Raw genomic sequence first — 12,777 nt, 5'->3', positions numbered from 1 at the left:
GATTATTTTTATTTTATGTTATAGCCATCGGTAAAATATTCGAGTAAGGTATTTGCCACTAGGTAACTAATTTAGCTAATCGAAGCTAGACAATCTTCTCAAGAAAAGTAACCACGCCTAAAGACTCAAGGACGTGAATGATAGAACACAAGGATAAGACAGTTGGAAAATATGGATATTAATATCGTTATTATGCTTGGGGGCCTGGTGCTATTGCATTGTCTATTTGCCCTTCGGGCTTTCAAGAGTAAAGTGGATCTCAGCACCAACAAAAAGTGCTTATGGTGCCTACTGAGTCTGATACTCGGCCCTATGGGTTATTATGGTTTTCACGGTTTTATTCCCCTAGATAGAATTCTCAAAGACTAAACGGTAAACCTGAATACCTTCAAAAAGCTAGTCATCCAATTGATTTACTTATCAAATTAAGAAAAAAAATAGCGCAACCTTAAGCTGCGCTATTTTTACGACCCTGTTTAATCAAACAAGGCATTACAGTTAACTACAAATGACTGTGCAACAATACCGAGTCATCAGGAACTTTTTGGATCACAGGCGCTTGCCCTTCAGCCAAGGCTTGTTTATAGCTTTGATTCATTTTAAGGGCGAGATACAAATCTGGTCGGATCAAAATGCCGCCTTCCCCAGTCTGCATACCCGCTTGCTCAAACCAACTCAGCATCTGCCGTTTACGTCCCGCAAGCACTAAACGAACGCCACGTTTTTTAAGCAGTTGATGCAAATCAGCCAACATGGCCATCACACTTAAATCCAAATGGGTAAAACAAGGCACTGCATCAATAATGATGCAATCGACCGGCTCAGATTCCCGAATAAACTTTTCCAGTAAACGGCGCTTAAAATACGTTGCATTAAAGTAAGTTAACGGCGAATTAAAGCGATATATAAATACTCCTGGAACCGATTTAGCTTTACCCGATTCATCGACACTACGGATAACGCCCTTATGATCTAAACCAAGCACTTGATCCGTAGGCCGCATCACAGTAGCAAGGAACTGGAATAAACCCAGTAATACAGCCAAGGTTATCCCAGGAATAACCCCAATAAACAACACAGAGAACAAGGTGATACAGGCAAGTAGAAAAGCAGACCTATCCCGCACTCGTAGATTCCACAGTGACTTTAAATCGATAAGCGAGATTGAGGCAATCACCAGCACCACACCTAAGGCGGCACTGGGGATAAACTTCAAAGGCGCAGTGAAAAATAGCGCCACAACACCAATCAATACCGCCGCAATGATAGACACTAACTGGCTCTTACCACCATTGGCATCATTAACCGCAGTGCGGGAATCCGCGCCGCTCACCGCAAAACCTTGAGATATGGCAGACGCTATATTGGCTATTCCTAATGCCCTGAACTCTTTATCGGCATCTATATCGTAACCGTTTTTTGCCGCAAAGCTTCGAGCCGTCAACATCATGCTCACAAAGCTCACCATGGCTAAGTTAAGCGCTGGTACCACAAGCTCACGGGCGATACCTAAATCAAATACAGGCGCTTGAAATGAAGGTAATCCAGAGGTCACTTCTCCGACGACGCTAATATCAAAGCTCGTCAGGTTAAACACCCAAACAAGGAAAGCCGCCATCGCCATTGCGCACATAGAAGCAGGCCATTGGGGACGAAACCGTTTCACTAAGGCATAAGTCGCTAGCGTCACAATCCCCATAGACAATGTCGGCCAATGGGTTTTGGATAAGTAGGAAGGCGCACCGCTGAGGCGTTCGATTAGATAACGCTCATCAAAAGTAAAACCGAATATTTTTGAAAACTGTCCCACGATAATGGTAATTGCAACACCATTAAGCAGTCCCATCAAAATCGGTTTTGATAGAAAATCGGCGAGAACCCCTAGCCTAAAACGACTCGCAATCAAGCACCAAAAGCCTGTCATGGCCGTCATGGTCATCACTAACTGCCAGTGCTTCATGCTATCCCCTGCAGCTAGGGGCGTGACAACCGCGGCGATAACAGCACAAGTCGCCGCATCTGGACCCACGATTAATTGTTTTGAGGTGCCAAATAGTGCGTATACCAACATTGGTAATACGCAAGAGTACAAACCTACAGCAGCATTGACGCCTGTCAGCTGGGCATAGGCAATGGCGACGGGTAATGCCACGGCGGCAACGGACAAGCCAGCACGTACATCATCCCTAAGCCATTGCTTTTCATATTGTAATAATTGCGCCAATCCCGGCATAAACGAAATCAAACTAGGGAACTTCACTCGGCAACCTCCATATACACACTATCAAGATAAGCAACAAGTATAACTGAGACTGAAAATGTTCAGCTAAAAGGTCATTACCTAAAAAGCCATCAATAGTATGTTGGTTATGGCATAAAGCCAATCATTACGCGAGTGTCTTCCTCAGAATATTTATAGGCTTAGGCACTTAATTCAAGCCAAGCTAGCGTAATATCATAGGTAATGACACTAAGAGCAAGCTGCCCATAAACCAATTAAAATGGCGCTTACGTCTATCGGTATTGAGTTTCTTACTGATCGCTGCACCGACAAATACCCAAGTAAATGATGCAGGAAATCCCACTATGTTGAACATTAATACGCCAAGAAACGCACTCAACCAAAAGCCATCGCCACTTAATGTAAAAGCGCTACACAGGGTAATTGTCGACATCCAAGATTTAGGGTTAATCCATTGAAATAATGCAGCTTCAATGAGCGTCATAGGTTTTCGTCCATCATCCAAATGCGTGCTCTGCACTGGCGACGTTACTAATTTGTACGCGAGATACAGCAAATATGCTAAAGCGAAATATTTCAATACTTGGTGCAAGACCGGTAATGCTTCAAACAAGGTACCGAGGCCGAATAATACCGCAAGATGTAAAGAGGTCGAACCCAAGCGGATCCCTGCAATATGTGGCACGGTACGCAGCACACCAAAATGCGCTCCAGAGCTAGCTAAGAGAATATTGTTCGGTCCAGGAGTCATTGTCATAGTAGCGCAAAACAGCGCGGTCGAGGCCATTAAAGTCCATAATTGTGGGTCATAAAGCAGTGCAGTATTCATATTCGCCTTAAATTGTATGCATACATTTGTTGACATAAAAAGATGCAATAAATAATATACGGAGAATATTAGAGATCAATGGATTTATTGTCATGGGTACAATCTGGACACCAGACCTAACGACTTTTTCAGGCCCGAAATATCAGCGCTTAGTCAGTGCCATAGAACAAGGCATTTTGCAGAAGGTGTTAACCCAAGGCAGTAAACTGCCACCGCAGCGCCGTTTAGCTGATGCCTTAGGCATCACAATTGGCACTGTGACCCGCGCCTATGCATTGGCGGAACAAAGGGGTTACGTCGAAGCACGAGTGGGAGATGGCACCTATGTCAACGCCTTCCCTGTACCTGAAATGGGTAACGTACAATTGAATATGGCGACCTGTCAGCAGCCACTCACAGATCAAATCAGCACCCTAAGCAATTGCCTCAGCCAATTAGCGAAAGACCCCACTAAATTGAGTCAGTTACTCGGTTATCGCGCCAGTCCATTAGATCAACACCAACAAGTGTTCCACCAATGGTTAAACCAACGCGGCATACAGCAAACACCCGAGCAACTGGTCTTTACCCATGGCGGCCAGCAAGCCATTTTTGCCTGTTTGAGCGCATTTTTATCAACAGGCGATGTACTGTTACACGAGCAATACAGTTATCCAGGCGTAAGAATTTGTGCTAAACAGCTTGGTGTCACTAGCGTTGGAGTGCCCCTTATCCACGAAGGATTAGATCTGCCGCGCTTTGAAGCCTTATTACAGATCCACAACCCTAAATTAGTCTATCTCACACTGAATAATCAAAACCCCACTTGCATTCAGTACAGTGAATCACAGCGGCAGAAAATCCTTGAATTATCAGAGCAATATCAATTCTATATCATTGAAGATGACGTGAATTATTGTTTACCTGAAGAATGGCATTCGCCCCTGTGGCAATTAGCAAAACAGCTGGCGATCCCAAGGGTGATTTATATTTCCAGCCTGTCAAAATTGTTTTCTGGCGGCTTAAGGCAAGGTTTTATTCTGGTTCCTGACCCCCTTATCGCCCAAGTGCGACTCGCTATTCATAGCCAATGCTGGATGGTGTCGCCGCTGAATATTGAAATTGCCTGTCAGTTGATAAAGAAAGGTCATATCACTGCAGAACGAGATACGCTCGTACGTCAACGCCAACGTCACTGTATCGCCATGGGCGAACGGCTGGGATTAACCCAAACTTGGCGAGGGTTAAACGGTTGGATACAACTGCCAGAAGATATCAAAGCCCATCATCTCGTTACCGCACTGGCCGCAAAAGGCATATTAGTCCGTAATGGTGATGACTTTAATTGCCATGATAATTTTATCCGCTTGAGCCTTGGTGGCGCCGAAAACGACACTCAATTCAATCTCGCGGTTGAATGCATAGAATCGACCATACGTTCCTTAGTGCAAAATGCTTATTCAGTGGTGTAAAAGCGCTTCAAGACCATTAAACTCAGCTAATTTTTATGCGCCATTTCAGATGAAGTTAATTCACACAAAATGGCGAATTTTGTAGAAAAGTGAATAAAAAAAGCGCCAGTAGCATGCATGCTACTGGCGCTGATGTTACTGACAAGCTTGATGAACTATCGGTAAGCCATTAGTTATATGCACCACTATTTAATCTTAAGTTGGTAAACACTCGTGGTGCCACTAACTTCATTGCCTATGATTAACAAAGGATTACCATTAGGGCTTTTATCGGCACTGACAAATTTCATCCCTTCTGGTCCCAAATCACCCGCCAATGTTGCATCGCCTTTGACAGCACCTGTAGCGGTATCGACAACGAAGTCAGCTTCAAAATCACGATTCACAACATAGTCGACAAAATGCACATCGAAAGGATTAGTCACGTCATAGATCATAAAGCCAGAGGTACGTTCTAAACCAACAAAGGCATATAGTCGTTGACCAATTTGGCCTAGGGCTAAAGCTTCTGGCTCTGGCCCCTTGTCATCGCTGCGACTATCACCTTTATTTTCTTCGTTGTTATTGTTGAACTTATCACCCAGTAGTGCGGCGGTAATACGCTCAAAATCACTTCCACTGTCAAACACTTGCTGACCATCAGCATTCCAAATCGAGAAGGAACGAGCACCAAAGCTCACGACTTTGTCGTAGTCGCCGTCCTTATCGTCGTCACCCATGCTCGTCGTTACCTTAAGACGCGCTAATTGGGTTTTATCTTTCGCGTTAGCAAATTGCGGATGATTCGCGTCAAGCACTAAATCCCCTGCACGGGCCTCTTCCGAAAAAGCCGCATAGTCACGGGAGTCACCTTCATTCGCAGTCACAATAAAATCAGTGTTATTCCAACGGTAACTCGCTATGGTATCGGCTTGATACATGCCGTACACCCCAGTGTAGCTTTGCAGGTTCACGAGATTATCTTTATCACTCGCATCAATTTTATTCACCTCAAGCCCGTAATCCTTGAGGCCTAGCGGTAAAATCTTGGCCACTTTAGCATTGGCGATATCAATCACGGCAATGGCATTGTTCTCTTGCAAACTGACAAATGCACGGCGGTTATCTTGGCTAATGGCGATATATTCAGGTTCTAAATCCTGCGCCACACTCGCCATTGGACCATTAATTTTAATGTCAGCGGTGATTTCACTTGCACGCGCACCGCCCTGATTAAACGCACTAAAATTTATGATGGTCGCAGTAGCTGCGGGCTTACCGTCAGTAATCGCAATCAACGCAACACTGCCTTCAGGATCTAAGGTATAAGCAGGATTAGGTTCGCCTTCATTGGCCACGAGTAAGGTTTTACCGTCGTGGGTGAACACTACATTATCGGGTAAAGCACCGACTTCAACGGCGCTGATAAACTGCGGAGCATCTGTGCCATTAAGCTGATAAAAAGCCACAAAACCATTGGCTTGGGTTTTATTGCCTGCAGCGTCACCACGCTCAATGGCAGCCGCTAACAAGTTGCCTGAAATACTCACGCTGTTCACGCTACCCATAAAGGCTTGACCCACATCCTTAGCAACATCGAGTTCTGCTAATTTTTCGAGATTATTCAATGCTAAAGGATCTGTGGCGTTTGATGAGGTCGCTAATAAACTGCCATCGATAATATCGACTTTGCCGCTAATCGCATTGACCACAAAAATACGGTTAGATGCACTGTGATATTCAACGATTTCGGCGGCACTTAAGCCATAAACGCCAGTCTGATGACGACCAATTAACTCTGCTTTTAAGCTTGCAGTTTGTGGCTGGCAAACATATTGGGTTTGCGCGACTGCAATTTCACTGTTATCCAATTGTCCATTATGGTTGGCATCTAATCCGGTATCGATACGCTGACCACCGGCGGGACAATTTGCATCACCGATAGTTAATGCGGTCACTTTAACCAGTGAATTTAAGCCGTTGTCGCCTTTATCACCTGCTGCGCCATCATCACCGCTGCAAGCACCGAGTAATAAGCTCGCCATAATGGCGGCTGCAAGCGGGAGTCGTTGTGTTTTCATCGTGTCATTCCTGAATATTTTATTTTTAGTAGGGTGAAGCTAAAGCCCACTAAATTAGTCAGCATAAAAGACACCTAGATGACAAAGCAGTGACACTCAGATGACAACTAACACTTTTGAATGAAGCATATTGGAGGATAACGGCTCGATCCGCCAAGGTTATGCCTTGATTATCGAGACTTGCTACTTAGTTACAATTTAATCGGTAAAATACGGTAAAGAAATCATCGCAAAGATTGGTTTATTTGCCCTAGCGCTTTACTATGCTATTGCTTAATGCCTTACCGTGAAAATTGATCGAAGCACAATTCACTTTTCCCCAAACACCGCCAATTAGCGCAAGATGCTGGCTAAAAATGGACGGATTAAAGTGAATTGTCCTAGTACAATTTAAACCACGCCGCATAACCCTGAGAAATACGCTTTCAATTCTTTCGCCACCCGAGGTAACAGTGGACCCACAATCACAACCTTCTGCCCATAACGGTAGACGTATACCGAATTTAGCACTGCTTATTCCCATGCTAGCGGCGATTGTCGCGATCACACCATTAGCCATCGACATGTACTTACCTGCGATGTCGACATTGGCCCTTAGTTTTCATACCGATATCACAACAGTGCAACAGTCCCTGAGTATCTACTTAGCAGGTTATGCACTGGGCATGTTGTGTTTTGGCCCCTTAGCTGACCGCATTGGCCGTCGCCCTATGGTGATAATGGGGCTGAGTGGCTTTATGCTAACCAGTTTACTGATTGGTTTTGCTGGTCAAGTCGAAGTCTTTCTTGGGCTACGCTTTTTGCAGGCCTTTATCGGCGCAGCAGCGACTGTGGTGGTACCGGGATACATCAAAGAAGTCTATGGCGACAATACCGCCAAAGGTATGTCTTACGTGAGTTTAATCATGATGTTAGCGCCATTATTGGCCCCTAGTATTGGCAGCGTGATCTTAGAACTCGGTGATTGGCATTTAATCTTCTTCATTCAATCTGCCTATGCCGCGACCCTGTTATTACTCGTGCTGTTTGCGCTAAAAATGCCCAGCGATAAAGATATGGATACTCGCAGCCAAAAATCGTTTCTTGGTGCCTATGCGACCGTATTTTCCCGACCTGGCGTTAAGTTAAACATTGCCAGCGGCGTGTTAACGTCTTTTGCGTTTTTCTGTTATCTCACCGCATCACCCTTCGTTTATATGGAAGTCTTTGCCTTAGATAAATCCTATTTTGCCATCTTATTTAGCACCAACGTTGGCGCCTTGATGTTGGCCAATATCATTAATACTCGCATTGTCGGCCGCTATGGTTCGCTGCGTATGTTGCACGTATCGACCTTTTTTGGCGCTATTGCGGGAGCTGGTTTATTAACCGTCAACCTACTGGATATGAGCTATCATTTTACCGTGATCATGCTTATTCCTTTGATGGGCAGCCTAGGGGTGATGTCGGTCAACGCCGATGCGATAGTACTGATGAAGTTCAAACAAGAAACCGGCACGGCAACGGCGGTTATTGGCACCTTAAGATTTGGCTGTGGCGCGTTAGCGGGGCCGTTATTAGCGGTGTTCTATGATGGCACAGCAGTGCCCTTCTCTGCCCTCATGTTAGGCTCTATTGTGTTAGTCGGTATTTGCCAATTCAATCGTCCAAAGCATCAAATACAGCCGACGGTTTAAGGATCTATTTTTAAGGGTCTATTTTTAAGGACCCATGGATACCAATGCCACATCGGCAACACATGTTTGATCGCGTGAAAACAGCGCATTGGCTTTCACTAATGTAGAAAATAAGTAATATTTAATCGCAACAGTTAAGTATCTGCTTATCTAACGTCCCACACCAAAACGGCACTTTTAGTGCCGTTTTTGCTTTTTAAGCATCTAATAATCTGAAAAATATAAAATAAGCTCATAAATCAGCCTAGATTACTTGGCGATTCCAGCAAGTTATCCAGCCATTCAAACGTGAAATTGTTTCAAGTTGGTTATTTTTTACATAAAAGGCTTGAAATGTTGTTTTTTTTGAATATGATGAAATTCTGTTCATTGCAACAGTTGCTGCATCCTAAGGATGAATCACTTGTCTTCTACGAAGTCAGTTCAGCATTTCGGAGTCTGAATTACCCTTCAGGCTTAATTTTTAAAGCGATTACCGTCGCTGTAACAAAATACTGTTTACCGTAACGGTACTATGCAATAGGAGTTCCACATGGAGATGTTATCCGGCGCCAGCATGATAGTGCGTTCTTTGATTGATGAAGGCGTAAAGCATATTTTCGGCTATCCTGGCGGTTCAGTTTTAGATATCTACGATGCCCTGCACGTTATCCCAGGTATTGAACACATACTCGTTCGCCACGAACAAGCCGCCGTACACATGGCCGATGGCTACGCCCGTGCCACGGGTAAAGTGGGTGTGGTATTAGTCACTTCAGGACCCGGTGCCACCAACGCGATTACCGGTATTGCCACCGCCTACATGGACTCTATTCCCCTCGTCGTATTATCGGGTCAAGTACCGAGCAACCTTATCGGTAATGACGCCTTCCAAGAATGCGATATGATCGGCATCTCTCGTCCAGTGGTCAAACATAGCTTTTTAGTTAAAGATCCCACTCAAATCCCTGAAACGATAAAAAAAGCCTTTTATATTGCCTCTACCGGCCGTCCTGGGCCTGTGGTCGTCGACCTGCCAAAAGATTGCTTAAACCCAGCGCTGCTGCACGAATATATTTATCCCGAAAGCGTGAAAATGCGCTCATACAACCCGACAACCTCGGGGCATAAAGGACAGATCCGTCGTGGACTACAGGCACTATTAGCGGCTAAAAAGCCTGTGCTCTATGTCGGTGGCGGCGCCATTATCTCAGGTTGTGATAAACAAATTTTACAATTAGCTGAGAGATTAAATATTCCCGTCGTCAGCACACTCATGGGACTCGGGGCTTTTCCAAGTACCCACAAAAACAGCCTAGGCATGTTAGGGATGCACGGTCGCTACGAAGCCAACATGACAATGCATAACTGCGATTTGATCTTCGGTATTGGTGTACGCTTCGACGATAGAACCACTAATAATGTGGAAAAATACTGCCCGAACGCGACCATTTTGCACATAGATATCGACCCCTCGTCTATTTCGAAAACTATCCACGTCGACATTCCCATCGTAGGGTCGGCCGACAGTATTTTAGACAGCATGTTGACACTGTTAGATGAATCGAACGAGCACAATGACAACGATGCCATCGCCACTTGGTGGAATGATATTGAGCAATGGCGCGGCCGCGATTGTCTGGCCTATGACAAAAACAGTGGTCGCATCAAACCACAGCAAGTGATTGAAACCTTGTATAAGCTGACCAATGGCGATGCCTATGTCGCCTCTGATGTTGGCCAGCATCAGATGTTTGCCGCCTTGTACTATCCGTTCGATAAGCCGCGCCGCTGGATCAACTCAGGGGGTCTAGGCACCATGGGATTTGGCCTACCCGCCGCGATGGGGGTTAAAATGGCGATGCCTGATGCCACAGTTGTCTGTGTCACGGGTGATGGTTCAATTCAGATGAACATCCAAGAGCTATCAACCGCACTGCAATATGATACGCCGGTTAAAATTATCAACTTAAACAATCGTTTCCTTGGCATGGTTAAACAATGGCAGGACATGATTTACTCTGGCCGTCACTCACATTCCTATATGGATTCAGTACCCAATTTTGCCAAAATTGCCGAGGCCTATGGCCATGTAGGTATGACGATAAGCGATCCCGCCGAACTTGAGTCAAAAATGGCTGAAGCGCTGGCGATGAAAGACAGACTGGTCTTTATCGACATCATGGTGGATGAAACTGAGCACGTGTATCCCATGTTGATCCGCGGTGGTGCGATGAATGAAATGTGGCTGACTAAGACGGAGAAATGCTAATGCGTCGAATTATATCTGTATTATTAGAAAACCAATCCGGCGCCCTGTCTCGTGTGGTCGGTTTGTTTTCACAGCGCGGTTATAACATTGAAAGTTTAACGGTGGCGCCAACGGACGATATCACACTGTCGCGGCTTAACATCACGGTCGTTGCCGACGAAATGGTGTTAGAGCAAATAGAGAAGCAGTTACATAAACTCATCGATGTGTTAAAAGTTTCGAATATTACCGAGTCTGTTTATATTGAACGCGAATTAGCCCTTATCAAGGTCCGCGCCCAGGGCGAGTTTAGGGAAGAAGTTAAACGGATGGCGGACATTTTCCGCGGCCAAATTGTCGATGTCACCGCCAATTTATATACCATCCAAATGGTCGGCACATCAGAGAAACTCGATGCGTTTATCAATGCCCTAGGTGAAGTGACTAAATTGGTCGAAGTCTCTCGCTCCGGTGTGGTGGGTTTGGCTCGCGGCGAAAAGGCCATGAAAGCGTAACTTTCTCACGGAAATCTCGCGGACATTTTTTGCGTGAACACAAAAACATCAAGGGGAGCATTATGCTCCCCTTGTTTTTAGGTGGTTACCACAGTGTCAATTATGACTGGCTGTCTAGCAAGCGCGATGAAGTGATCTCGATTTTACGTGGTTTCAACGCTTCAGGGATTTCACGCACTAAATCAATATTGAGTAAGCCATTTTCTAAACTTGCGCCGAGCACAGTGACATAGTCTGCCAGTTGGAAAGTACGCTCAAAACCGCGTTCCGCTATGCCTTGGTACAAGTATTTACGCTCGGTTTGGCTTTCAGCTTTATTGCCTTTCACCAGTAATTTCTCACCTTCACTGCTGATCTCAAGTTCATTCATTGAGAATCCGGCCACGGCCATAGTAATGCGATAGCGATTTTCGCCTAATAATTCAATGTTATATGGGGGATAGCCAGTATTGCCATTATTAGCGGCGGCATGTTCTGCCAACTGAGCTAAACGGTCAAAACCAATGGCACTACGGTACAGGGGAGCTAGATCATAATTACGCATATTCATATCCTTGTCTTAAGCAATATGGAGAATTGGCGGACGGTTTTCACGATGAAAACGCTTGCAGAGTCTGCCGAGTTAAATCTTCTGTCCTTACGGCACAGAATTCACACTAGGATCCTCATCGAGCGATCCTGAAATAGATATAAGGACGGGAGAGAAAATTTCAAGCAAGAAAATTAAAAAAAATGTGCAAAATTTAAAAAGACTAATAAAAACAAAATTTTATTAAGTTTTAACACTTTGAATTGACGTATGATTTGTATAAAGGGATTAGCGTCATTGCAATATGGAAATCTATATTCACTAAATTGCAGCCAATAAAAAAGGAGCATAGGCTCCTTTTCAGTCTTAGCATCGAATTAACGAGTGCGTGGACACAATTCTTCAGCGCTGAAGAAGTAAGCAATTTCACGAGCAGCAGATTCAACAGCATCTGAACCGTGAGCCGCGTTTTCGTCAATGCTTTCTGCGAAATCAGCACGGATAGTACCAGGAGCTGCTTGAGCAGGATTAGTTGCACCTAAAATTTCACGGTGAGCTAAAACAGCGTTTTCGCCTTCTAATACTTGGACCATGATTGGACCAGAAGTCATAAATGCAACCAGAGCACCGAAGAAACCACGCTCGCTATGCTCAGCATAGAAACCTTCAGCTTGTTCTTTGGTCAGGTGTAACATTTTAGCTGCAACGATCTTAAGACCAGCAGTTTCAAAACGATTGTAGATAGCACCGATGTGGTTTTTTGCAACAGCATCTGGCTTGATAATAGAAAATGTGCGTTCGATCGCCATAACTAGCTTCCTTTGTCAGCAAGTTTAAAAAATTCGCGCGGATTATACGAAATTTAAAAGCTAAATCCTATCTTTATAGCAAATTAGTCTGAGATATTGCGCACATTCGCTTTATTCGTAATCAGCTTGATCACACAAAATACCCCGCTAGGAGGATAAATCCTTAGCAGGGTTCATTAACTCATTAAAAAATGGGATTATTTTCTATTTTTTGCCCAAATACCAGCCCATGCAATCAAAGCGACTAAAATGACTGCAGGTGCAAGATCTAACAAGTGATGGAATAAACCGACACCGCCATGACCTGGATGAGCCCAAGCCATTGAAGGGACAAGCATACATAACAATACAAGCAAAAGTTTCATGTGAACATCCTTGCAGTTGCGATAATAAAGTTAAGCCATATAAATGCCTTAACCAATATACAACAAATTAC

At 44.6% G+C, this 12,777-nt stretch carries 11 protein-coding genes; 5 read left to right on the top strand and 6 right to left on the bottom strand.

Translation table 11 applies throughout. The features are described from left to right. Positions 1-171: 171 nt before the first annotated feature. Positions 172-369 (top strand): hypothetical protein, encoded by a 198-nt coding sequence (locus tag ACHA99_RS18690; protein WP_028760072.1) that lies wholly within the window; start codon positions 172-174, stop codon positions 367-369. Positions 370-502: 133 nt separating this feature from the next. Here the strand turns inward: ACHA99_RS18690 and ACHA99_RS18685 are convergent, their stop codons facing one another. Both ACHA99_RS18685 and ACHA99_RS18680 read right to left on the bottom strand, forming a co-directional pair. Beyond that, on the bottom strand, positions 503-2,260 hold the full coding sequence (locus ACHA99_RS18685) for a SulP family inorganic anion transporter (protein ID WP_263145825.1): 1,758 nt from the start codon (positions 2,258-2,260) through the stop codon (positions 503-505). A gap of 184 nt (positions 2,261-2,444) precedes the next feature. Beyond that, a complete protein-coding gene (locus ACHA99_RS18680) occupies positions 2,445-3,071 on the bottom strand; it encodes a LysE family translocator (protein WP_028760074.1) in 627 nt (208 codons plus the stop codon). A gap of 92 nt (positions 3,072-3,163) precedes the next feature. Here ACHA99_RS18680 and ACHA99_RS18675 point away from each other — a divergent pair, with 92 nt between their 5' ends. Beyond that, positions 3,164-4,522, top strand: coding sequence for a PLP-dependent aminotransferase family protein (locus tag ACHA99_RS18675; RefSeq protein WP_393944351.1), 1,359 nt, complete (start codon positions 3,164-3,166; stop codon positions 4,520-4,522). A 185-nt stretch (positions 4,523-4,707) separates the two neighbouring features. On the opposite strand, the gene ACHA99_RS18670 is transcribed toward ACHA99_RS18675, so the two are convergent. Then, the gene (locus ACHA99_RS18670) at positions 4,708-6,582 is read right to left on the bottom strand and encodes a choice-of-anchor I family protein (RefSeq protein WP_393944349.1); all 1,875 of its coding nucleotides are present in this window, start codon (positions 6,580-6,582) and stop codon (positions 4,708-4,710) included. A 452-nt stretch (positions 6,583-7,034) separates the two neighbouring features. Here ACHA99_RS18670 and ACHA99_RS18665 point away from each other — a divergent pair, with 452 nt between their 5' ends. The 3 genes from ACHA99_RS18665 to ilvN all read left to right on the top strand — a co-directional run bounded on the left by ACHA99_RS18665 (position 7,035) and on the right by ilvN (position 11,003). Next, entirely contained in the window at positions 7,035-8,258 is a 1,224-nt protein-coding gene (locus tag ACHA99_RS18665; RefSeq protein ID WP_173244660.1) for a multidrug effflux MFS transporter, read from the top strand. 532 nt (positions 8,259-8,790) lie between these two features. Further along, a complete protein-coding gene (locus ACHA99_RS18660; protein WP_105252618.1) occupies positions 8,791-10,509 on the top strand; it encodes an acetolactate synthase 3 large subunit in 1,719 nt (572 codons plus the stop codon). Further along, a complete protein-coding gene (ilvN, locus tag ACHA99_RS18655; protein WP_393944346.1) occupies positions 10,509-11,003 on the top strand; it encodes an acetolactate synthase small subunit in 495 nt (164 codons plus the stop codon). The genes ACHA99_RS18660 and ilvN overlap by 1 nt, the downstream gene beginning before the upstream one ends. Positions 11,004-11,103: 100 nt before the next feature. On the opposite strand, the gene ACHA99_RS18650 is transcribed toward ilvN, so the two are convergent. From ACHA99_RS18650 to ACHA99_RS18640, 3 genes are all read right to left on the bottom strand, one after another. Then, on the bottom strand, positions 11,104-11,547 hold the full coding sequence (locus ACHA99_RS18650) for an Hsp20 family protein (protein WP_028759822.1): 444 nt from the start codon (positions 11,545-11,547) through the stop codon (positions 11,104-11,106). Positions 11,548-11,909: 362 nt separating this feature from the next. Next, complete coding sequence (gene ndk, locus ACHA99_RS18645; protein WP_011789197.1) at positions 11,910-12,341, bottom strand: nucleoside-diphosphate kinase; 432 nt, start codon at positions 12,339-12,341, stop codon at positions 11,910-11,912. Between the two features lie 197 nt (positions 12,342-12,538). Beyond that, a complete protein-coding gene (locus ACHA99_RS18640) occupies positions 12,539-12,706 on the bottom strand; it encodes a hypothetical protein (protein WP_006081849.1) in 168 nt (55 codons plus the stop codon). Between the last annotated feature and the right edge of the window lie 71 nt (positions 12,707-12,777).

This window comes from Shewanella sp. S23-S33 (assembly GCF_043359565.1).
In the GTDB taxonomy this organism is placed as follows: domain Bacteria; phylum Pseudomonadota; class Gammaproteobacteria; order Enterobacterales; family Shewanellaceae; genus Shewanella; species Shewanella oncorhynchi.
Note: the sequence above shows the minus strand (reverse complement) of the source record. Positions and strands in the feature narration are given on the sequence as shown.